The sequence below is a fragment of the Streptomyces sp. NPDC006265 genome (assembly GCF_040613555.1).
Taxonomy (GTDB): domain Bacteria; phylum Actinomycetota; class Actinomycetes; order Streptomycetales; family Streptomycetaceae; genus Streptomyces.
This window is the reverse complement of record NZ_JBEXSH010000057.1, coordinates 1-19,500: the sequence shown is the minus strand read 5'-3', so window position 1 is coordinate 19,500 and position 19,500 is coordinate 1. Positions and strand designations below refer to the sequence as shown.

Genomic DNA, 19,500 nt, shown 5'->3' with positions numbered 1-19,500 from the left:
TCCGGAGGGATCACCGTCTGGGCCATCAGCTCCGGCGTGACGGCGGGAAGCTCGGTGGGGTCGGTGAGGTACTGCGCGAACGCGGGGTCGTTGACCAGCTCGTCGTTCTGGAGCTGCTGGGCCTCGATGACGACCACGACATCCCGCCGGCGGATCTGGCCGAGGATGTTGACCCGCTGCACGGCGTAGAGCGCGTTGTCGTACGCGACGCGGTCGCGCTGGAACGAGCCGTGCTTGATGTCCATTTCGCTCAGCCCGAATTTCACGAGCTGGTCGTATTCCAGAACCACGCGCAGGGTGTCCGTGACGTACAGGCCACTGTCGCGGGGGTCCGTGTTCGCGGACTCGACGTGTGTGACGTGCAGGGCCGGGAGCTGCCAGCGGCCGTAGAAGACGCGGCCGGCGCCGGTCGCCTCGTCGTAGACCTCGTGCACGTCGCTCTCGGCGTACCGGAACCGGAAGTAGGTGACACTGTCGCCGGTACGGCTCTGCCAGCCCCTCAGAGCACGGTGAATGAGGGTGGTCTCCGTGTTGATGCCGAAGCGACCGCGCTTCCAGTCAGCCCGTCCCCGCATACCCGATCACCCCCACGTGCCCGGATAGAGCGGCGAGGGGATGCCGGACTCGTCGTCGTAGGCGTCACCGTCGATCGGCGGCAGCAGCCGCTCAGGCTTGGAGGTGTCGTCGTACTCGCGGGGCTGGAAGATCGGCACGAGCCGGTTGGTGGTCCGCGAGACCCGCCGGAGCTGGAACATCTCGATGCGGCCCAGGCCCACGTTGAGCTGCTGCGCGAGCGAGTTGTACCGGGCCTGGATCTGGCCCAGGTGTTCCATGAGCTGCCGGTAACGCTGACTGCGCGGGACGTAGGTCCCCTCGCTGGTGTTGACGTCAATGTCGGTGCTCGCGTCGGTGGCGAGCGACCACAGGATGTTGGTGACCGCGAGATAGGCCACCAGCGGTTCCTCCACCGCCGGGAGGTTCTCCAGGTCGATGGGCTCCAGGTCGTACCGGATGTGGCCGTGCCCGTCCCGGTAACGGGTCTTGAGCGTGCGGCCGTAGGTGTGCTGGTTCATCGCGTCGCTGACATACGTCTCCAGCTCCGCGTCACCGAACATCCCCTCGCTGCGCCCGCGCACGATGAGCGTCTGGCCATGCTTGAGCGGCGAAAAGGCCGGGTTGATCAGCAGGATGCTTCCCTCGGCCGGGCTGAGGACGTAGTCGGTGTCCTCCACCAGCTCGACGGTGCCCGCGGGGTCGAGGGTGGCGACCTTCGCCTGGACCGAGGAGACGTTGACCTCGGACAGGTCGTAGCTGCTCAGCTCGTCGCCGCCAACGAAGCTGTCGACGAAGGGGGCCGGAAGATCGCCCACCTCGGAACGGATGCGCTGAATGATCCCCGCGAGCGTCGCCACGTCAGCTCACCGCCAGCGTCATCGTCAACGACCCGGCTGCGAGTTGGAGGGCCTGGTTCTGTGCCGTGGTGATGGCGCTGGCCAGATTCCACGCCATCAGCGCCAAGCCCGTGGGCTGGCCGGCCGACGACGTCATGCGCGTGACGAGAGCCGCGCCCGTGACCGGGGCCGCCAGACCCGTCGGGTCGTTGAACGGGCCGAACTGCACGAGGTCGGTGTTCGCCGACTGCCGGCTGCTGGTCGACGCTGCACCCCAGGGGATGGGCTGGCGGGCGTAGCCGGTGCCGGCGGCCTCGATGCCCACGAGCGTGGTCATGTCCGTCTGGGCATCGATCACGACCTGCGTCAGCAGCATCAGGTAGGTCGTCTTCGGCTGCGGGTTGCCGGCCGCCGTCTTCGCCTGCCACTCGGCCTCCAGGGCGGTCGTGCGACCGTTGAGAAAGTCGAGCGCGCTGACGGCCCCCTGGAGGGCGATAAACCCGTTGGCGGCCATCAGTCACCCGCCGCCATCTGAGCCTGCCAGTCCGCGTACTCCGGCGGCTCCTTGCCGGAGCCGACCAGCTCGGTGAACTGCGTCATCGGGAAGCTGATGTGGTGCTGGGAGAAGCGGCCGGGCGCACTCTGCTCCAGCCACATCGCCACGACCGTGTGCTCCGCGCTGTAGCCGACGCCGTAGCTCGCCGGCTCGACGATGGCCAGAACCAGGAGCATGCGGTCGCTCTCCTGGATTTCGTCACCGCCCGGCGCCCGGTAGCGATGCGTCTTGGTGAGCATGCCGACGCCCTCCCCGAAATCGGAGAGAAGCCGGTACCACTGCCCCCGGGCCGGTGTCTTGTTGGTCTCGGCCAGGCTCTTGGTGTTCGCCACGAAGGCGCCCCTTTCGGTGGTTAGAGCCACTGCCAGACGTAGCCGAGCCGGTCCAGGTGCAGCGCCACATGCAGCGGCACTTCGTAGACCTGGCCCTCCTTGAAGTCGAAATCCGTGCCCTGACCGATCGTGACCTTCTCCAAGTCGCAGCCGATGCGAATGTGGACCTTCTCCGGAGGCAGCTCAACAGGCCCTTCCGGCGTCTCCTTTTCGGAAACGGACTGAAGGGTTCGGCCCTTCTCGTCCAGCGAAATGGGCTGGTCGAGGTTGGCCGCCGCCTCGGCGTGCTGCATGGCGATTTCGCCCTTGCGCTTGGCAAGTTCATCGGCATGCTGCTCGGCGAGGATTCGCTTCTTGTTTCCGGTGTGATCCTTGGGATTCGGTCGGGTACGCGGGTTTGCAGGCACGGAGTGTTCTCCTAATGAGTCGGGTGAGGAGTCCGGGGCGGGGACGTTGGCAGAATTCCCCGCCCCGGGGAGTGCGTCGATCAGTTGGTCACGCACTGCACCACGGCGTAATCCGTGATGAGTCCGAGGCCGAAGATCGAATACCACGCCAGGGCGTGCTCTCGGCCGAAATCGAGCACGCCGCCGTCGCGAAGTTCGACGGGCAGGGAGATGGCGTGACCCGCGGCGTTGTCCCCGATTACCAGAGCGCGGTACAGGGCGTTTGCCGGGGCATTCGGGTTTGTCGGGGTCGAGGTGACCTCACCGATTGCCGGGGTCGATCCGGAGGCGGTTCGGGCGGCCTGACCACCCCACGTCTGGGCGGTGTTCGTCGGGATGTTCGTTCCGAGCTGCTGGGTCGCCGGCGGGGTCGTGTTGCCCTGGAAGACCTGAGTTGTCTCGATGAACACGACATCGTTCAAACGTCCGATTTCTCCTAGCATAAAGTTGCCGGGAGCCGCATACTTCGTCACCTCGATGAACTCGGGATCATCGCGGAGACGGCGGGACTGGTGAGGGTGTACGAACGCAACGTACGTCTCGCCCAGTCGGGGGACGTTCTTCGTCGCGAGGGTCTCCACGGCATCCTTCACCAGTGCAGACGTGAAGAAGAAGCCGCCGTTTGCAGCCATCGTGGCCTCACTGTCTGCAAACATCCCGCGGTCGTACGGGGACAGCGGAGTCCGGGCAGCGCCAGCCGACCAGGAGGCCAGCTTGTCATACCCATACAGAACTGACGGGGCGCCCATGAAGGTGTCCCTCGCGAGCGCATCGATGTACGTCGCCATGTTCCTCCCCAAAAGACGAGCGCCCGACGCCATTACGTCGTCGAAGCTCGCATTGAGGAGGAGTTCGGTCACGGCGATTGCGAAGCCGTGTTCCGCGACCGTGATGGTGATCTGCTCGGCGGACAGTGCGTGAGTTTCCATCCGCACGCCCTCGACGAGCTGCTGCGCCCCGTCGAGCGAGCGATAGCGCATGAAATTCACGGTGAGCCCGGGGGCGGTTCCGAGTTCGGTCTTCTTGACCAGGAACTGCTCGAACCTGAGCACGGGCATTGCCTGGAACAAAATTTCTTTGCTCCACAGCGTCTGGATGGCCGGCGTGAGCATCGTGCTGTTTGCCGCCTGATACGCCGTCGGCGTCGGCGACAGGACCGGAGTCCCAGTGATTCCGCTTGCCACGGGTGCCTCTCATTCCGTGTTGGGCCGCCGGGATGAGTAGGAATGAGAGGCGGTCTGTCGAGGGAGCGGGTCAGTCGAAAAGCCCGCGGTTGCTGGAGTTGGTAGCCGCTGCCCCGAGGAGCTGCGAGCGGTAGCGCGCGAACTCCGACATCGGCATGTTCTTGATGTCCTCGACCGAAAGCTGGCGGGCGCCGGCGTCCCCATCGGTGGGGCCATTCCCGGTGTAACCAGTTGTCGACACGCCCCGCATCTGGGAGCGAGCCTGCTGCTGGGCGGCCGACACGGACTGGAAAATCGCGTCGGTCTTGACCTTGAGCAGCTCGATCGAAGCGTCGACCTCTTCCCGAGAGTTCCCGGATACCAGGTCGACCAGTTCGGGAGCGATATCGTTCCGCTCCGCGTTGACTCGTTCCTGAATGTAGGCACGAAGCGCGTTGAATTCGGCCTCCTTGGCGAGAGTCGCACGCTCCTGCTCGCGCTCCGCCTGAAGCTCGGCGAACTTGCGCTCCCACTCGGTGGAGCGCTCCTCGACGAGTTTCTTGGCGGACATCTCTGCCTCGGACCGCTTCCTGGCCGCTTCCTCCTCGGCGGCCTGGCGCTCGGTCTCTTCCCGCTCACGGGCCTCGCGCTCCTCGCGCACTGCCGCCAGCTCGGCTTCGAGGGCTTGGAGGCGCTCGTCGCCCTTCGTGAGGCGTGAGTAGAGCTTGTCCTTCTCCTCCTGCCGCGCCTTTTCGAGTTCGGCCGCGGTGAAGGTCCGGCCACCCTCGGCCGGCTGCTGGGCCGGCGGGTTGGTCTCGGTGTGAAGGGTCACGGTGCCGTCGGGGTTGGCCTGCGCGCCAGTGCCCGGGTGGGCCGGCGGCGTCGGTGTCGGCGGCTTCGGGCCAGTCGGGTTCGGGTTGGTGGGCACTTCTACACTCCAGGCTGGGGTAGCCGCCGGAATGAGCAGAAATGAGTGGCGGACGGTTCAGTCGTTTTCCGGGTTTCTCCGTTGGGCGAGCTTCGTGCCCTTGGAGAGCGTCACGAGTTCACTGAGGACCGATTCGATGTCCTGACCGCTGCCCGTACCGGGAAGTCCCGGCAGTGGACCAGCGGCCGTTGCTCCCGATTTGGGATCCGATGAGGACCCGCCTGCGGGGGCAGGGGGCGGGCTTTCCACGCCAGTGGGCGGCAATCCCGTTGTCCGCAAGATAGCGGAGGCGATTTGGGCCTTGATAAATTCCAGCGCCCCGTCTTCCTTGGCCTCCGCCAGGCGCTCGTCGAAAATCTCCTGCATCTTCTCGTCGAGGAACGTTTCCCCTAGGTCCCGCAGCGCTCCGCGCTTCGATTCCAGACCGAGCGCGAGCTTGGCCTGGACCTCGTTCAGCTTCACCAATTCGTCGACCGGCAGCGGAGGCGGCCAGTCGCACGTGGTGTCGTAAACGGACGGGTCCCGTGGGTCGATGACGAGAGGCTGCTGCTCCGACGTGCGGATGCCTTGTGTGTCCGGGTTGTAGACGCGGGTCTCAGGCTCGTACAGGAAGAGAGTGCGCAGGATGAGTTCGTTGATCCGGCGCAGCCCGTCCGTGTAGTTGGTCTGCTTGAGGCTGTACCGCTGCATCAGCGGGAAGAACTGAATGCTGAGCGCGACCCCACTGGTATTCGAGATCGCCTGGGACTGGCCCAGGGCGGACTCGGGGACGCCGGTCAGTTCGTGCATGGACCTCTTGATCAGGTCCAGGTAGGCCAGGGGGCCGGCCAGGTCGACGCCGTTTTCCAGGTTGAAGACCTGGGCGTCCTTGGGCAGTCCACCCCAGATCTTCCGGGGGCCCTTCTCCAGGTTGCTCGCTTTGGCCCCGATGAGGATGGTGACCGGGGCGCTGTGGTAATTGACGATGTCCGAGATCTCGGTCGCCTTCTCGTTGAACTCACGGTTCAGCGGGATGACATCAACGATGTCGGCCAGGCCCCAGGGTGAGCCTGATACGGAGATGTTGCGGATGTGCACGACGGGGATCTGACCCAGCGGGTTCTCACGGGCGTCGAGGAGTTCGTCATTGACGTATTCCTCAATGTAGTCGTCCGTGATGATCTCCGTGTAGGTGTACACGGCACGAGTTCCCTCTAGGGAGGTGCCCCAGAATTTATACTTGACCTTTAGCCTCAGCAAACGATCACGATCGTGTGGGTGGTACTCCGGAAAAACCTGGGCGCTGTTCATCGGGAGAATCCGGACGCGGCCGGCGTGCACGTTGCCGGCGGGGTCGGTCCAGGCCGGCTCGTACGCCACCTTTACAAAGCAGTCGCCGGAGACTCCGCCGTTCTCGACCATCTGCCAGAGCAGGGACTTCTTATCGTTGTCGACGTTCCAGGCACGGTCGAGAAGCGCCGGAACGACGTGCTCGTACTTCTTTTCGCTCTGGAAGTGCACGCCGCGGCCGAACGTGAAGTTCGTGATGTAGCGGGAGAGGGCGCCGACGTAGTTGACGGTGATGCTGGGCTCGCCGGCCTCCCGCTTGTAGGCCCAGTGATGGCCCAGGTACCAGGCGAAGTGGTTGGCGTAGCGAGTGAGGCGAGGCCCGTGTACCTCGAACTCTTCGTCGGCCAGCTCGACCAGGCCGAGAGGGCTGATGGAGATGGTCAGGTCGCTGGCGGAGGCCCGCATGGATGGGGAGACGAAAGCGATGCTCACGACGTCACCTCCTCGCGAAGACGGTCGGGCACATCAGATGGCCAGTTGCGGGACGGCGGAGCCGGTCCAGGGCAGGGCGACGATGTAGATGCGCGGGTGTACGGAGTGGGAACTGACGGTGTCGGTCGAGGCCGCTGTCCCGAAGACGTCCGCGGCCAGGCCGATCCGCACGCTCTTGCCGGCTTCCACGGTTTCGGTGAAGAACAGGCCGTGGCTCTGCTCGTTGCCCGTCTGCACGTTCATGTTGCGGTCCCCGTAGGTGGAGGAGCCGTCAGGCCGGAGCTGGAGCCGCACACGCACGGCAGTGGAGAGAGTGCCGTTCCACCCGAGACAGACGTTGCCGTACACCAGCAGCAGTCGGCGTTGCGAGAACGAGGGCACCTGGTAGGAGTGGGCCAGCGTCGGCGTCTTGATGTTGCCGGCCAGGCTGAACGTCGTCGTGCGAGCTGTGCCTACAGCCCAGGGCGAGACGCTGAGGGCTGTGACCTGCCCCTGCAACGTGGTGATCTGGGTCTGCTGGACGGACTGCGTGTTGTTCAGTGAGCCGATGGAGGCTGAGGCGTCGACCAGCGTGGGGCTCAGCGGCCCCGTCGGCGCGCTGGTGCCTCCGATGACGTTCTTCAGCAGCGTGTCGAGGGGGTCAGCAAGCGCGGCAAGATCCACCGGTACGTCGGGGATCTTGCCTTCGCTCGGAATCGGCAGCTTCGCCCACGGTGTGGACTGGCCGGGATTAGTCACGGATCGTCCTCAGTCGACGCGGGCGTAGTTCCGGCGCTGATGGCGGCCTTCGCCGCGGTCGACGTTGCTGTACTTCAGCTCGGGCTCGCTGGCGCCTTCCGCCATCGCGGAGATGAAGGTGGGGGCTTCCGGCCAGGAGGCAGAGCCGACGTGGGCGCGCTCGCGCATCGTCTCCTCGGGGCTCTTTTCGAACACGTTCATGTTGTGGTTCGAGCGGCCGGGCGGGGTGCGGTATCCCTGCATGACGCCCTCGCTGAATTCGCGGGGGATGTCACTGTCGGAGGCGACGCCTTCCTGGAAACGGAGGGGGCCGCGACGGGACGGGTTGTTGGCCGTCTTCCGCTCGTAGGAGCGGTCGGCACTTTCCCGGAACTGCGGGTCCGGGGCGAGAGGGCTCTGCGCCATGGTGGGCCTCCCAATTTGAGACGTCTCACCAAGGACGCTAAGCACGCTATTTTTTGGGCCGTTAATGACTACCAGGGGCTGTTGTGCATCTCGGCTTCCGGCATGGCGATATCTGCCGTCAGGTAGAGGGCGTTGGAGAGGGAATCCACGTAGTCGTCGTGGGCTGCGTCGACCTCGGGAGCGGCGACGATGATGTGCGGCCCCTGGTAGGTGAGTTCGGCGTCTTCCATCTGCTGCCGGAACTTTCTCCAGTTCTTCGTCTGGCGGGTTTTCGCGTGCGCCGGCCAGATGACGAGCCCTTTGGACATGAGGTCCATGGTGTGGGCCCACCTCTTGGTCTGGTTGGTGCGGTCGCTCTTGAGATCCACGATCTGCGCGTAGGGCATGAGGACGCGGAGCCTGCTGGCCACGACGTCGCCCAGGCCGCCGGCGTCGATCCCGATGGCGAAGACGTTGTAGTGGTCCAGGAAATCGACGATTCGGTAGTACTGCGTCTCCCAGTCGACCCCGGTCAAGTCGAGCCAGTTCAGGACCCGGTGCTCGTAGTAGCCGTACTCGTCCGGGTAATCCCAGTTGACCCAGCACACGGTGACGACGGTGGAGTCTGTTTTACGGGCCGGGTCGATTCCGACGACGACGGGGGAGCGGTGCCATTCCTGGACGACGCGCATGGAGACGTCGCCCAGTGAATCGAACCGGTCGCTCGTGACGAGCATGCCCTTGTCGAGCAGCCAGATCAGCCGGTAACTCAGCTTGAACTCGTCGGATTCCTCGCCGAGGCGGTCCATCTCGGACTGGACGAATTTCTTGTACCGGGGGACATGCTTGGAGACCTCTTTCCAGTCGACCTGGAAGTGGTCGTTCTTCCTGCCCTTGCGGTTGGCCTCACGCTTGTTCTTCTGAATTTGCTCGTAGAAGCCGTTCTTGGTGTAGGACGGGGTCCCGGTCAAGCAGAGGGTGCCGGCGGTCGAGCTGAGCATCGGCGCGATCGACTTGTTCAGAACCTTGTCGTCCGCGGCCTGGGCCTCGTCGATGACGACGAGGTGGTAGGTCTGGCCTTCAATCTGGGCCTTCGGGTGGGCGGTCTGCTTCCTGATCAGCGAACCGCACCGCTTGAAGCGCAGCAGCTTCCCCCGGGTGATGATCTTCTCGTCGATCTCCGGGTCTGCCATGAGATCCTGCGCTCGCTCACTCGTGAGCCGGCCGACGATGCGGGAGAACAGCGTCTCGCTCATTTCGTCCGTCGGAGCAAAGACGCCGATCCACAGACCTTCGCGGTATTTCCCCAGCAGGTCGGGAAAGAGCTTGGCCAGCCGCGGCAGCATGATGGCGGCGCCGCAGACCGTGTCCGCGACCGTCTCGGACTTGCCGGACTGCCGGCTCCACAGGGCGGTCAGCTTGGCGGAGTCCTCGGTGATGAGGCTCTCCAGAATGCGGCGCGCGAGGGGGAGCTGATAGGGGCGCAGGGGGTGGCCGGACAGCTCGTCGATGACGAGGACGATCTTGTCGATGATGTCCTCGACGAGGGCCTGGTCGGTGCTGCGCGATACGGCCGGGTCGGACTCCTCGGGCATGCCCAGCGTCAGCTCGTGGTCGGTGGCATCGAGCGGCGTGGTCCCCATGCCGGCGAAGGTAAAACGGGGCAAATATGGACAGATAATGCTTCCATCGGTACCTAATGCACGGTAGTCCAGGGCTACCATGCGTTATTCCGCTAGGGTGCCGCTCATGGCCGCCACGACCACCGCGCCCAACTGGGCCGACCGCAACCGTCGTTCACGCAACACCGACTGGACTCTGACCACCTTCAGAGACCGGTGGGAAGACCAGCTCCAGAACCCCGGGACCAGGCGCAAGTACCTGGCGTACTTCGATCTCTTCGTCACGTGGATGGAGCGCTACAGCGACTACAGCGGTATCGAGGTGATCAAGCAGGCCGGCGTCGAGGAGCTGGAGGACTACTTCGCCTACCTCCAAGCCCCCCACTGGGACGAGCACCCCGGCGCCTGCAACACCGAATGCGGCAACCTGCCCTACAAACTGCCCAGCCAGAAGGCCAAGTACGACGCCCTCAGCAGCGCCTTCAACTACTCCGTAATCCACCAGCTCCGTGGCACCAACCCCGTGGCCGCCATCAAGCTGGACCCCCGCACCCGCAAGCAACGACTCATCCTGCTGCCCTGGGAAGTCCACGACGTCGTCGCAGCAGCAGGACGCGAATCCCCCCGCGCCGCCCTGGTCACGGCCCTCTTCTTCGGCGCCGGCCTGCGCTGCGAGGAGGTCGCCAACATCGACGTCCACCGCTTCTACTACGTACCCCGAGGCCGCATGCTCCGGCTGAAGCGCAAGGGCAAGAACCGCTGGCAGGACATCGACATCCCCCACGCGATCGTGCCCCTACTCCAGAAGCACCTAAGAGGCCGCACCGAGGGACCGCTGATCACGTCCACCGGCCGACGCACCCGCAACCCGGACACCGGCCAACTCGAACACACTCGCCTCGACCATTCCGGCCTCTTCCGCATGGTCCAGCGCGCCGGCGCAGCCTGCCAAGTCAAGGTTGCCCCTCACGACGGCCGCGCCACGTCCATCACTCTCGCCCTGGTCGACCCTGCCCAACCCAGCCGCGACCGCATCATGACGTACTACGATCACGGCGACTTCAACACCACGATGATCTACCGCCACGCCTCCCGGCTGCCTGCCGGCCACCACCGCAACCCCTACGGCATCGACTGGACCACCCAGGCGCCCTGACGAATATCAACGGAAAACCCTCCACTCCTACGGTCAAAGAACCGGACCCGGAAGGGAGGGTTTTTCGATGCCCCTGCACGGATTCAACGACGACGAAATCCGCGAATACATCCTCAGCAGCCGCGAACGGCTCGGCCCGCGCAAGTTCGCCGCGCTGGTGCGCGCCTTCCACATGGGCGACGACCAGACGCTGCTCACCGAGCGGCCCACCAACACCTCGAACCCGCCGCGCCCGCGCACCATGGCGGCCGGCTACGACTACAAGTCCAAGACGATGTTCGTCAGGTTCCGCGGCGAGAGGGTCGCCCCCGGCCATTACCAGGACGGCGTCGGCTACGAGTACTACAACGTCACCCGCCGCGAGTGGGACCGCTTCCGCAATGCCCACTCCCCGGGCCGGATGATCAACAGCCACTTCAACAACAAGCCGTACTCGCCAGCGGCCTGGTGACGCCCATGCTCATCACCACCACCCGCTGCCGGCGCGACTGGCCCCGCCGCTACCGGACCTATTACCAGGAGACGGCCCCGCCCTACCGCCGGGCCGAGCCCGCCACCGTCTACAGGCTCGGCACACGGGGCCTCGTCGTCGGCCGCTGGACCTCCCGCGCCCAGGACGAGCACCAGGCCCTCGCAGACGCCCTCCAGGCCCGTCCCGCGACCGCCCTCAGCTCCGAGGGCCATCTCCTGCCCAACTACCGCCGTACGGAGGCGTAGCCGTGTTCACCCGCCGAGAAGACGCCCCCAACCCGTACCTGGCCGACGCCCGCCGGCGCATCGCGAAGATGTCCTCCGACGGGGCCCGCGAGTACAGCATCAGCGTGTGGGCCTACGGCATGCGCGTCGCCGAGACGCCGGCCGAGCACCTGGCCGACGACCTGGGTGAGTGGGACATGGCCCTCGCGACGCTCCAGGCCGTACGCGAGCGCATGGCTGCTGCCTGACAAGGGCCCCTCACCGGCGTCATGACGCTGCTACGCTGCGTCACTTGCCGCGTACCGTGAAGGAGACCCAGATGACGCCGGCCGTCGGGCAACAGCGTGACGTCTACAAGCCCCCGCTCCAGCAGCCCGCCAAGCCCAGGGTCCACACGAACCCCCGGCCGGCCACGGCCGAAGAGTTCGAGGACGACGCCGTACTGAAGGGCGTACTGCTCGACAGCACCCTGCTCAGCGGGCTGGACTTCGAGATCGTCGAGATGGAGCAGTCCCGTCTCGCCGGCACCCGCATGAACGGGACGAATCTTGAGCGATGCGTGTTCGCTGACCTGGTCTGCGAGAACGTCGACTTCGCCAACCTCCGCGCCAGAGACACATCGGTGCTCCGGAGCACGATCACGACCAGCCGGCTCACCGGCTCCCACTGGACCTCGGGGCAGTTCACCGACGTCACCATCGAAGGCGCCCGTGCCGACCTGGCGCAGTTCCGCCAGTCCAAGCTCAGGCGCGTGGTATTCCGGGAAACGAACCTCCGGCAGGCCGATTTCCAGTTCGCCGAGCTGACCCACGTCAGCTTCGAGAACTGCGACCTGAGCGGCGTGCAGTTCGCCAACGCCAAAATGACCCGAGTCGAATTCACCAACTGCACCATGCTCGACATCGGCGGCACGGCCGGCATGAAAGGTGCAACAGTACGAGGCCCAGGCGCCATGGAACTGAGCCTGAGCCTCGCACGTGAAGCCGGGATTCTGATCGAGTCGTAGCCCGTCAGGCAGCGACGGACGGCTTGTAGCCGGCGTACTCCCCGGAGGAGATACTGCGGGCGACGTGACCGAAGTCGAGCGGGTCGGGGCCGGTGCCGGCCCACTCGGTCATCTCGTCCAGCAGCATCTTCCCGTAGTCGGTGAAGTGCTGCCGCTGGTGTCCCAGCGACTCACACGCATCCCGCAGCGACTTGGTGTACAGGTCGACGAGCGTGCTGACGCCGCGGCGGTGCTGCAAGTACATCAGCGGCACGGCGACCGCCGCGGCGTGGAACGCCTTGTCCAGCGGGCGCATCTGGCCGATCTTCACCGCGGACAGCGCGCGGTACCTCTCGCCCTCCATCTGGTGCGAGGTCAGGTTGAACATGCCGTAGACCATGTCCATCACGAACAGGCCGGTGTGCAGGGCCTCGTGCACCAGGCACTCGGCGAAGTCCTGCACCTCCCACCCTTCGGCCGGGCTCATGACGACGACGCCCGGAAGCGTGTTGGCGCTGCCGCCGCCGTCTACGCCGCTGTTGAGGACCACGACGTCGGTGACGAACAGCTCGGCCAGGCGGTGCAGGTTCGGGTCGAGGGTGCGGACGTGCTCGAAGGCCCCGTGGACTTTCAGGTCCCACGCCTCACGGGTCGGCCCGTCGGTGGCCGTCGCCCCGGCGAAGATGTGCTCGAAGATGCCCTCGGCGCGGCAGTGCTTGGCCCACTTGCCGTCCTCGTAGCTGATGGCGACGCCGGCTTCGGCCGGTGCGTAGGGGCGCAGCTTGGTGATGGCCTCGCGGTAAGCCTCCGGCAGGTCGGCCGCGTCCTCCACGGGCTTGCCATTGACGGCGTGGGCGAACCGGGCGACCGTCTCTGCGGTGTGACCGATGTTGAGGAAACGCACAGACTTTCTCCTAGAGTGAGATGCGTGTGCCCGGAGCGAATGGTCCTCGCTCCGGGCACACTCAGGGGTTCAGCGCGTCAGGGGCGGACTAGGAGGTCCAGCCGCCCATCATGCAGACGTTGCCCTCCTCGTGGGACGCGGTGATCCGGCCGCGGATGCCGGCCGCGAGCGCCGGCGGGTCGGTCTGGACGGCCGTCACAACGCCGGTGAGCGTCTGGGTGTCCACGGCCGGCGGGGTCGGTCCCGGGGGAGTGGTCATGTGATCCTCCAGTTTTCCGTTGGGTGTGCAGAACCTGGCTGACAGCGTGTGCCTCTGCCGTTACCGGCTGCTGTTGCCGAGGAGAAAGCTACCTACGAAACCCGGCCCCGGAAACACCGAAAACCGCCAAACAGCGAAATCGGAATATGCCAATCTTCGTGCTCGTTTTCGGGCATGCAAAAAGCCCGGAAGTGTGAAAGTGATCTTCCGGGAAAACGAGCGCACCTGAATGCCTGGGCGGGCCAGCGACTCTAGGGAGTGGTAAGAGTAAATAGTGCCAGCCCAGGCACTCTAGGTGCGATCATGCCTGATTTTCGTTCCCTGACTCATCCCCTCTCTGAATCGGCATCGTGTACCGCCTGGACGATGTGGGAGACATGGAAAGAAGGTCGTCTTCGGCGGGGTCCAAGTAGTCCTCGGCGTGGCAGCACAGACACGTCCTGTGCCCCCGGGCGAGAGCGAGCATCATGGAAATCGACCCGGCCCAGACCGTTATGCAAAGAATCCCTGCGAGGGCGCATACCGTCGTGCCGCTGGTCCTCATGCTCACTGGGAATCTCCTGTACGAGGGCCTGGCCGGCGGCCAACTCGGAGGGGGTCATGCGCCGGCCAGGCCCGTGTCAGGTGGCGGGACGCCTTCCTGTGAGCACCTCCCGCCACCGCTTGCGCGGCCCAAAAGCGATGCTTACGGGCCGAGTTGAGGTCGAGCTACGCGGCCCTCAGCTTCACGAGGACCAGCTCCAGAAGTTCTGTGGGCGGCGGAGAGACGGACTCCCACGCTTCGGCCGCTCTTGCCCGTTCGAGCTGCTCGTCCGTCATGCGTCCCAGGCGGCTGGCGTAGGACATCTCGACGGCCCGGATCTGCGCCTTGAGGGAGGTGATGTCCGCGCTGTTGAGGCGGACCTTGAGGTTCCCGTACTGCGTCTCGCCGTCCGGTCCGGTTCTCGAATAGCCCGCGAAGTCGATGAGAAAGGGCTCGTCAGGGTAGGGGTCGGCGTCCAACTCCGCCTGACTGAGCAGGGATAACTGAGGGTGCTGATCCTCTGGGTTCACTCCCGCCTCCTCACGCATCGACTCGCTACGGTTAGAGCCGAAATCGGCTGATTTTGCCGTCATCAGTCAAAATGACCTTGTACTCGCGGGCTAAGAGCGTCACCAGGATCAGGCCCCGGCCGCCCTCTTCCGACTCACCGGGAAAGCGGTTCTCCGGCGCCTTCTGAGATCCGTCCTTCACGTCGACCGTGCACCCGGGCCACACCGTGACCTCGAAGCACTCGCCCTCGGCGTGCAGTACCGCGTTCGTCGCGAGTTCGCTGACCAGCAAAGTGCAGGTCTCGGCCTGAAGCTCCGTGCCGCCGGCCTGCCGGAGAACTTCGGTGGCCCAGTCTCGGGCCGGGCCTACGGCCTCCGCCTTGCACGGAAACGCTTCTCTCGCCACGAACGCGCCTTGCTGTTGGTGCTGTTGTGTGCGCATCGCAGCCTCCAGCACGCGGCATCTGGAGCCGCGCAAGACGATCACGCACCGCTACGAGCCCCGTCCGGTACGTAGTTCCGAGTGTGGTGCGTACGCAACTGCTTACGCAACCCAGGTGCCGGAATTACCCCCAGACGTGCCGTCAACTGGGGTGCACGCGCTACGCTCTGGCTGAACTCTGGCCGCAGAAGGGAGGATGATCATGGCGCTCAACCCTGTCGCCCGTTCGGCACAGGAACGCTTCGGTGAGGCACTGAAAGAGGTCCGCCTGAAGACCCGGGTCAACGGTGCTCCGGTGGGCCAGGCTGAAGTTGCCCGAGCGCTGGGCCTCCCGTCGTACCACCGGTACTCCCGCATCGAGCGAGGGGAAGCCTGGGCCAAGGACAGCGAGTGGAAGATTATCTGCAAGGTGCTACGGCTGGACGAGGTCACGCGCGTCCGGCTGGAAACCTTGCGCTCCGCGGTTCAGGACATCAAGGAAAGCGCCTGGTGGAGCGAGTTCGCTGACGACGTCGACCCCAGCTCCATCCAGTTCGTTACGTACGAGCAGATCGCCAAAACGATCGTGACCGCGTCGGCCGGCATCCCCGGGCTGTTCCAGACCCCGGAGTACGGAAGGACGCTGACGAGCTACCTCGCCAAGTCGACGATGACGCCGCAAGGCGTGGAGCGGTCGGTCGAACTGAGGCAGAACCGCCGTAAGGTCTTCAACCGGCCAAACCCGCCAGCCGTGGAAGCCATCATCGGAGAAGGCGCCCTCCACCAACGCGTCGGGGGCACCGAGGGATTGATCCACCAGCTCGACGCACTGCTGAAGGACGTGGAAACGTACGGAGTGACGATCCGGGTCATTCCGTTCGAGGCTAACGCCGCGTTGGCCTACCCTTTCCATCTCTTCGAGTTCGGAGAGGGTGAAAAGCCCGTCGGTGCGTTCGACGTCATGACGGGCATCATCTTTAAAGACCGACCCACTGAAATCCGCGGACTGCGCTCTTTCCTGGGGGACCTGGCGGACCTGTCCATGTCCCCCGAGCGGTCCGTGGACCGTATCCAAAAGATCAGGAATGAGCTGTCCCGTGACTAACGACGCCGCCCGCCAGGCCAAGATGACCGTGCTCGACGAGCTGCTGGCCACCGACCCCGCCACGCTCACTTTCGACAAGTCCTACGAGTCCGCCGGCGGTTCCGGTGACTGCCTTGAAGTAGCCAAGGTCCCGGGCAAGGGCTACCTGCTGCGCCACTCCATCCTCACCGACCGGCTCATCCCGCTCACCGAAGGCGAGTACACCGCCTACGTCAGGGGTGTCCAGAACGGGCAGAGCAGCCTTCTGCCCGACAGCCTGTAGCCGCACCCGAGCAGAACGAAGGCCCACTCCCCGGTGATTCCGAGGGGCGGGCCTTCGCTATGACCGGACACGGATCTTCGCCCTCCGCGGCCGGCCACGCTTACAGACCGAGGAACACCCCGAGCTGGACGCTGACGGACACGAGGACTTCGAGGACGCTGGACATGGGGACCTCCGAGGGGTCAGTACGTGGGTGCCATGAAGATCGAGCTTCGGCCCTGCCCCATGGACGGCGCTCCGGTAGGTGCGGCGCCAGGGGAGCCGAGGCCGAGCTGGGCGCGGGTGGGGCGTCCGCGGACCGGGCTGGTGCCCGGCTGGGCGCTCAGCCACGGCAGAGTGCTCGCGGAGAGGGCCGGCGTGCCAGGGTCAGGCAGTTCAGACGGCCAGCCGGCCGCCAGGCTGCTCCTGGGGCCCCCGGTGGGGGTGCCGGGGAGTATCTCCTGGAACGCCTGCCACGACGGGTTGGGGCGTCGTACGAGGGGCATGACGGTCACCTCGAATCGGGCGGGAACCCCTTAAAGGTGCCGGCCGCGAATATCCGGCAGGTAATTATGGGTTGCCGTACTCCGGCTTCGCGTACGTCAGCTTCGGGAGCTGCTGCACAAGCGACCTGATCCGCTTGCACTTCACCCTGGTCGTGTGTTGGTCCCACGGGTAGTCATCGACGACCGGCACGTTGTTGAACAGCCAGACGTCATCGGGATGGATGTGCCAGGAGAGCTGGCCGGTCGGGCACTCGACGTACAGCACCGGCCAGCCTGGGGTGAGCGGGTCGGTAAAACTGAGCGCTCCGCCAAAAAGCGCGACTAGCACGGCCAGGAGGTGGGCGCGGTCCGTGTAGACGTCGATTTCTGCCGGCTCGTCGGCGTCAGCCATTTGGGTGGTCCTTTCGGAACTGGGCTGACGCAATCGTGCAACGCGAAGTTATTTCGCCGGTAGCGACACGAATGGGCGCTCGGGTGAATCCCCCCACCAGCCGGTGCCGTACCGGATTTCGAGCAGGATCTCACCCCGGGTGAATTCCTTGTCCGTGTACTCGAACGGCGGTATGTAGAACAGCCGGTACAGGCGCTGGCCGGGGTCGTAGCCGGAGACGGTGAGCACGGCGGGGAAGCTGAAGGGAATCTGCCAGCGCTTGTACTGGGTGGAGACGAAGCCGAACCGGTGCAGCTCCTGCATCGCGGCCTGGAGCTGCTGCTGCGGCACCATCGGGTTGCTCACCTCCCACCCGTAGTCCTCGGGCCGGAAAGGCTCGGACAGCGGGAAAGGCTCGGCTATCGGGAGCTGGAACATCATGCGCCTCTCCTCGGGGCGTAGGTGAGCGCCGCGGACACCGCGAGCCGGTAAGCGAGGTAGGGCCGGCGCAGCTCGTGCACGTGCAGCTCCAGGACCCGGTTCATCGCGTCGACCAGGTCGGTGCGCACGCCCAGGCCCTCATCCTTGAAGTACGTGTAGCCGGGCTCTGTGCGGCCTTCCTCGGCCAGGTGCAGCAGCGGCAGAGTGGGCGGCGGCGGATCGCCGCCCAAGTCGACGTGGTCGCACTCAGGGCAGCAGCAGGGCCGGCCGCTGAAGCTGTCGACCTGCCAGCACCGCTCGTGCTCGCCGGCCGCGCATGCGGGGGAGAGGAACAGGTCGGTGCTCAGCGCGGCGAGGAAGGCGACCTCGGGCCTGACGTCGGTCCAGTCACCCACGGCCGGCTCCCCGTGGTGCCGGCGTTTCCCAGCGCGCGACATGGTCGCGGCCGGCCTCGGTGGGGCTGTAGCAAGTGCCCTCGTCTCTGCGGTCCTTGAGAGCGTTACCGGCTCGCTGGAGGCTGCCCAGAACGGCAACGACGCGGCCGGTCGGGATACCGGTGAGTGACACCACTTCGTCCACGGTGCAGGCCCCCTCATCACGGAGAAGCCTGAGCACCTGCTGGGTTTCCGTCATACCCATGAGTTTTTCACTCCGTGACCAGTACGGTGCGGGAAACAAGCAAGACCCCCCACCGAGGAGGAACAGGTCCGCAGTGGGGGGTCTTACGCTCCGGTCTCCGGTCAGTCCCATCACTCCACCGTAAGAGCGACGCCGCTACGTCGGGGACTTTCCGTCGTCCGTCGTAATGAGTAACGGCGCCGGGCGTCGGCCGGTTACGCATTTCCCGACGGGCCACTCGAACGGCCGAATCGGGTCCTGTACCTGTCCAGCATTTCGACCACGGGCGCCGAGCCGTACAGCAGCGGCGGGTCAGGAGCGCACTCGGCCTGGTACGCCAGCCACAACATTCCGACGACGTCTTTGGCCGTCTGCCGCAGCCGGTACTTGGGGCACGCGGTGTACCCGGCACCCTGACGCCGGTATCGCTCCCTGCGGGCGAGTGTCTCGCGCAAGGCCGGACTGAGACGACGGAGGGAATCGACCTCCACCCATGAATCCGTCCAGTGCACACGGAAATTGACCGGCAGCTCGACCGCGTCCAAGAGGAACAGCGCGAAGTTCCCGACGGCTCTGGACATGTACCCGGAGTCGCGCTCCAGCAGCAGCCGGCTCTCACGACTTTCCGGGTCTGCGTCCTGGACGAAGAACTTGACGTACGCAATCGCCCAAAGACGCGGGTCGTCCACGGCTTTGGGTTCCGCCATTTGTGGCATGTCAGCGATTAGCCTTCCCAGCATGATTCATGTGCCTGAGCCGCGGGACTTGTGCCCCGAATGCGGCAGCAAAATTGAGGCAACTCGAATGGACTACGGGTACTGCTCCCTCTGCCGCGATTTTCACGCGGCCAACGAGGACGTGGGGCTTGCCATCCTCGATCCGGTGCCCGTCATGGGCAACGAATTCATGCGCTGCTGTAGCGCTTCCCTGCGGGCCTGGACCGTCTACCACCCAGCCCCCTGGGAGCCCGGGATGCTGGTGCGCTGCACCTTCAGCGAAGACCCCTACCTGCACGCCATGCGGTACTGCACCTGCGGTTACTGGCACTGGGCACGCGCCATGTGTGACGACTTCGAGCGTGAGGAAGCGTCGTGACGACGGAGACCTGCGCGTGCGTCGTGGCCGCGCTCGTGGAGATGGCACCGGACCCGCACACCGTGCCGGGCTGCTATTTCCACTGCGCCAGCCACGGCCAGTTGGTGGTATTCACCGGGCGCCGTTGGGTCTGGTCGAACCAGCCGGAGGATTTCGAGCAGCTCCCCCGAATGGCGGGCTGTGATGACCTCAGCCCTGTGCCAGACTGAATTCCGGCAGGCCGGGGCTGGAAAGTCCCGGACAGCCGAGGCCGCAGCCCACCTGGCACCGATCGTGCAGCAGGCCCAGTCCTCGATCCACACCGCCCGGGAGAGCACCCTCTACAACCCCCGACGCCTGCGGCGCCGTCA

General features: G+C 65.5%; 29 protein-coding genes. 9 read left to right on the top strand and 20 right to left on the bottom strand.

Annotated elements, in window-relative coordinates:
* The 11 genes from ABZ281_RS07905 to ABZ281_RS07855 all read right to left on the bottom strand — a co-directional run.
* The coding region (locus ABZ281_RS07905) for a hypothetical protein (RefSeq protein WP_356653203.1) at nucleotides 1-575 on the bottom strand (575 nt) is incomplete at its 3' end.
* A gap of 6 nt (nucleotides 576-581) precedes the next feature.
* Nucleotides 582-1,412: a hypothetical protein gene (locus ABZ281_RS07900; RefSeq protein ID WP_356653201.1), complete on the bottom strand. Its 831-nt coding sequence runs from the start codon at nucleotides 1,410-1,412 to the stop codon at nucleotides 582-584.
* A gap of 1 nt (nucleotide 1,413) precedes the next feature.
* Nucleotides 1,414-1,905 carry a hypothetical protein gene (locus ABZ281_RS07895; protein WP_356653199.1) on the bottom strand — a complete coding sequence of 164 codons (492 nt, stop codon included), beginning with the start codon at nucleotides 1,903-1,905 and terminating at the stop codon, nucleotides 1,414-1,416.
* Nucleotides 1,905-2,279 (bottom strand): hypothetical protein, encoded by a 375-nt coding sequence (locus tag ABZ281_RS07890; RefSeq protein ID WP_356653197.1) that lies wholly within the window; start codon nucleotides 2,277-2,279, stop codon nucleotides 1,905-1,907. Before ABZ281_RS07890 ends, ABZ281_RS07895 begins: the two co-directional genes overlap by 1 nt.
* A 20-nt stretch (nucleotides 2,280-2,299) precedes the next feature.
* A complete protein-coding gene (locus ABZ281_RS07885; RefSeq protein ID WP_356653195.1) occupies nucleotides 2,300-2,686 on the bottom strand; it encodes a hypothetical protein in 387 nt (128 codons plus the stop codon).
* 80 nt (nucleotides 2,687-2,766) lie between these two features.
* Nucleotides 2,767-3,909 carry a N4-gp56 family major capsid protein gene (locus ABZ281_RS07880; RefSeq protein WP_356653193.1) on the bottom strand — a complete coding sequence of 381 codons (1,143 nt, stop codon included), beginning with the start codon at nucleotides 3,907-3,909 and terminating at the stop codon, nucleotides 2,767-2,769.
* A gap of 70 nt (nucleotides 3,910-3,979) precedes the next feature.
* Nucleotides 3,980-4,816 carry a hypothetical protein gene (locus ABZ281_RS07875; RefSeq protein ID WP_356653191.1) on the bottom strand — a complete coding sequence of 279 codons (837 nt, stop codon included), beginning with the start codon at nucleotides 4,814-4,816 and terminating at the stop codon, nucleotides 3,980-3,982.
* A gap of 57 nt (nucleotides 4,817-4,873) precedes the next feature.
* On the bottom strand, nucleotides 4,874-6,577 hold the full coding sequence (locus tag ABZ281_RS07870) for a phage portal protein (RefSeq protein WP_356653189.1): 1,704 nt from the start codon (nucleotides 6,575-6,577) through the stop codon (nucleotides 4,874-4,876).
* A gap of 33 nt (nucleotides 6,578-6,610) precedes the next feature.
* Nucleotides 6,611-7,315 (bottom strand): hypothetical protein, encoded by a 705-nt coding sequence (locus tag ABZ281_RS07865; RefSeq protein WP_356653187.1) that lies wholly within the window; start codon nucleotides 7,313-7,315, stop codon nucleotides 6,611-6,613.
* A gap of 9 nt (nucleotides 7,316-7,324) precedes the next feature.
* Nucleotides 7,325-7,720: a hypothetical protein gene (locus ABZ281_RS07860; RefSeq protein WP_356653185.1), complete on the bottom strand. Its 396-nt coding sequence runs from the start codon at nucleotides 7,718-7,720 to the stop codon at nucleotides 7,325-7,327.
* A 68-nt stretch (nucleotides 7,721-7,788) separates the two neighbouring features.
* Complete coding sequence (locus ABZ281_RS07855; protein ID WP_356653183.1) at nucleotides 7,789-9,342, bottom strand: terminase family protein; 1,554 nt, start codon at nucleotides 9,340-9,342, stop codon at nucleotides 7,789-7,791.
* A 106-nt stretch (nucleotides 9,343-9,448) separates the two neighbouring features.
* On the opposite strand from ABZ281_RS07855, the gene ABZ281_RS07850 reads away from it, so the two are divergent.
* The 5 genes from ABZ281_RS07850 (at nucleotide 9,449) to ABZ281_RS07830 (ending at nucleotide 12,179) form a co-directional block, all read left to right on the top strand.
* Nucleotides 9,449-10,477 carry a hypothetical protein gene (locus ABZ281_RS07850; RefSeq protein WP_356653181.1) on the top strand — a complete coding sequence of 343 codons (1,029 nt, stop codon included), beginning with the start codon at nucleotides 9,449-9,451 and terminating at the stop codon, nucleotides 10,475-10,477.
* A gap of 67 nt (nucleotides 10,478-10,544) precedes the next feature.
* Nucleotides 10,545-10,928, top strand: coding sequence for a KTSC domain-containing protein (locus ABZ281_RS07845; protein WP_356653179.1), 384 nt, complete (start codon nucleotides 10,545-10,547; stop codon nucleotides 10,926-10,928).
* A gap of 5 nt (nucleotides 10,929-10,933) precedes the next feature.
* Nucleotides 10,934-11,194 (top strand): hypothetical protein, encoded by a 261-nt coding sequence (locus ABZ281_RS07840; protein ID WP_356653177.1) that lies wholly within the window; start codon nucleotides 10,934-10,936, stop codon nucleotides 11,192-11,194.
* Between the two features lie 2 nt (nucleotides 11,195-11,196).
* Nucleotides 11,197-11,421 carry a hypothetical protein gene (locus ABZ281_RS07835; protein ID WP_329271909.1) on the top strand — a complete coding sequence of 75 codons (225 nt, stop codon included), beginning with the start codon at nucleotides 11,197-11,199 and terminating at the stop codon, nucleotides 11,419-11,421.
* 44 nt (nucleotides 11,422-11,465) lie between these two features.
* Nucleotides 11,466-12,179: a pentapeptide repeat-containing protein gene (locus ABZ281_RS07830; protein WP_356653175.1), complete on the top strand. Its 714-nt coding sequence runs from the start codon at nucleotides 11,466-11,468 to the stop codon at nucleotides 12,177-12,179.
* Nucleotides 12,180-12,183: 4 nt separating this feature from the next.
* On the opposite strand, the gene ABZ281_RS07825 is transcribed toward ABZ281_RS07830, so the two are convergent.
* From ABZ281_RS07825 to ABZ281_RS07810, 4 genes are all read right to left on the bottom strand, one after another.
* The gene (locus ABZ281_RS07825; RefSeq protein ID WP_356653173.1) at nucleotides 12,184-13,062 is read right to left on the bottom strand and encodes an HEXXH motif-containing putative peptide modification protein; all 879 of its coding nucleotides are present in this window, start codon (nucleotides 13,060-13,062) and stop codon (nucleotides 12,184-12,186) included.
* Between the two features lie 88 nt (nucleotides 13,063-13,150).
* Complete coding sequence (locus ABZ281_RS07820; RefSeq protein ID WP_356653171.1) at nucleotides 13,151-13,321, bottom strand: hypothetical protein; 171 nt, start codon at nucleotides 13,319-13,321, stop codon at nucleotides 13,151-13,153.
* Between the two features lie 708 nt (nucleotides 13,322-14,029).
* Nucleotides 14,030-14,374: a hypothetical protein gene (locus ABZ281_RS07815; RefSeq protein ID WP_356653169.1), complete on the bottom strand. Its 345-nt coding sequence runs from the start codon at nucleotides 14,372-14,374 to the stop codon at nucleotides 14,030-14,032.
* Between the two features lie 31 nt (nucleotides 14,375-14,405).
* Entirely contained in the window at nucleotides 14,406-14,795 is a 390-nt protein-coding gene (locus tag ABZ281_RS07810; protein ID WP_356653167.1) for an ATP-binding protein, read from the bottom strand.
* Between the two features lie 202 nt (nucleotides 14,796-14,997).
* On the opposite strand from ABZ281_RS07810, the gene ABZ281_RS07805 reads away from it, so the two are divergent.
* Nucleotides 14,998-15,879 carry a helix-turn-helix transcriptional regulator gene (locus ABZ281_RS07805; RefSeq protein WP_356653165.1) on the top strand — a complete coding sequence of 294 codons (882 nt, stop codon included), beginning with the start codon at nucleotides 14,998-15,000 and terminating at the stop codon, nucleotides 15,877-15,879.
* A complete protein-coding gene (locus tag ABZ281_RS07800) occupies nucleotides 15,872-16,141 on the top strand; it encodes a hypothetical protein (protein WP_356653163.1) in 270 nt (89 codons plus the stop codon). The genes ABZ281_RS07805 and ABZ281_RS07800 overlap by 8 nt, the downstream gene beginning before the upstream one ends.
* A 182-nt stretch (nucleotides 16,142-16,323) precedes the next feature.
* Here ABZ281_RS07800 and ABZ281_RS07795 read toward each other — a convergent pair whose 3' ends face one another.
* The 5 genes from ABZ281_RS07795 to ABZ281_RS07775 all read right to left on the bottom strand — a co-directional run bounded on the left by ABZ281_RS07795 (nucleotide 16,324) and on the right by ABZ281_RS07775 (nucleotide 18,762).
* Entirely contained in the window at nucleotides 16,324-16,626 is a 303-nt protein-coding gene (locus ABZ281_RS07795; protein WP_356653161.1) for a hypothetical protein, read from the bottom strand.
* Between the two features lie 64 nt (nucleotides 16,627-16,690).
* Nucleotides 16,691-17,017, bottom strand: a complete 327-nt coding sequence (locus ABZ281_RS07790) for a hypothetical protein (protein WP_356653159.1) — start codon at nucleotides 17,015-17,017, stop codon at nucleotides 16,691-16,693.
* Between the two features lie 48 nt (nucleotides 17,018-17,065).
* Nucleotides 17,066-17,437, bottom strand: coding sequence for a hypothetical protein (locus ABZ281_RS07785; RefSeq protein WP_356653157.1), 372 nt, complete (start codon nucleotides 17,435-17,437; stop codon nucleotides 17,066-17,068).
* On the bottom strand, nucleotides 17,434-17,832 hold the full coding sequence (locus ABZ281_RS07780; protein ID WP_356653155.1) for a hypothetical protein: 399 nt from the start codon (nucleotides 17,830-17,832) through the stop codon (nucleotides 17,434-17,436). Before ABZ281_RS07780 ends, ABZ281_RS07785 begins: the two co-directional genes overlap by 4 nt.
* A gap of 438 nt (nucleotides 17,833-18,270) precedes the next feature.
* Complete coding sequence (locus ABZ281_RS07775; protein ID WP_356653153.1) at nucleotides 18,271-18,762, bottom strand: hypothetical protein; 492 nt, start codon at nucleotides 18,760-18,762, stop codon at nucleotides 18,271-18,273.
* A 97-nt stretch (nucleotides 18,763-18,859) separates the two neighbouring features.
* Between ABZ281_RS07775 and ABZ281_RS07770 the strand changes: the two genes are divergently transcribed.
* Entirely contained in the window at nucleotides 18,860-19,150 is a 291-nt protein-coding gene (locus tag ABZ281_RS07770; RefSeq protein WP_356653151.1) for a hypothetical protein, read from the top strand.
* Nucleotides 19,147-19,359: a hypothetical protein gene (locus tag ABZ281_RS07765; protein WP_356653149.1), complete on the top strand. Its 213-nt coding sequence runs from the start codon at nucleotides 19,147-19,149 to the stop codon at nucleotides 19,357-19,359. Before ABZ281_RS07770 ends, ABZ281_RS07765 begins: the two co-directional genes overlap by 4 nt.
* Nucleotides 19,360-19,500 lie beyond the last annotated feature (141 nt).

Coding starts and splice junctions, on each gene's coding strand:
- ABZ281_RS07805 (WP_356653165.1), top strand. CDS start 14,998: ATGGCGCTCAACCCTGTCGCCCGTTCGGCACAGGAACGCTTCGGTGAG.
- ABZ281_RS07775 (WP_356653153.1), bottom strand. CDS start 18,762: ATGGCGGAACCCAAAGCCGTGGACGACCCGCGTCTTTGGGCGATTGCG.
- ABZ281_RS07820 (WP_356653171.1), bottom strand. CDS start 13,321: ATGACCACTCCCCCGGGACCGACCCCGCCGGCCGTGGACACCCAGACG.
- ABZ281_RS07860 (WP_356653185.1), bottom strand. CDS start 7,720: ATGGCGCAGAGCCCTCTCGCCCCGGACCCGCAGTTCCGGGAAAGTGCC.
- ABZ281_RS07845 (WP_356653179.1), top strand. CDS start 10,545: ATGCCCCTGCACGGATTCAACGACGACGAAATCCGCGAATACATCCTC.
- ABZ281_RS07795 (WP_356653161.1), bottom strand. CDS start 16,626: ATGCCCCTCGTACGACGCCCCAACCCGTCGTGGCAGGCGTTCCAGGAG.
- ABZ281_RS07855 (WP_356653183.1), bottom strand. CDS start 9,342: ATGGGGACCACGCCGCTCGATGCCACCGACCACGAGCTGACGCTGGGC.
- ABZ281_RS07785 (WP_356653157.1), bottom strand. CDS start 17,437: ATGATGTTCCAGCTCCCGATAGCCGAGCCTTTCCCGCTGTCCGAGCCT.
- ABZ281_RS07790 (WP_356653159.1), bottom strand. CDS start 17,017: ATGGCTGACGCCGACGAGCCGGCAGAAATCGACGTCTACACGGACCGC.
- ABZ281_RS07895 (WP_356653199.1), bottom strand. CDS start 1,905: ATGGCCGCCAACGGGTTTATCGCCCTCCAGGGGGCCGTCAGCGCGCTC.
- ABZ281_RS07850 (WP_356653181.1), top strand. CDS start 9,449: ATGGCCGCCACGACCACCGCGCCCAACTGGGCCGACCGCAACCGTCGT.
- ABZ281_RS07840 (WP_356653177.1), top strand. CDS start 10,934: ATGCTCATCACCACCACCCGCTGCCGGCGCGACTGGCCCCGCCGCTAC.
- ABZ281_RS07770 (WP_356653151.1), top strand. CDS start 18,860: ATGGACTACGGGTACTGCTCCCTCTGCCGCGATTTTCACGCGGCCAAC.
- ABZ281_RS07810 (WP_356653167.1), bottom strand. CDS start 14,795: ATGCGCACACAACAGCACCAACAGCAAGGCGCGTTCGTGGCGAGAGAA.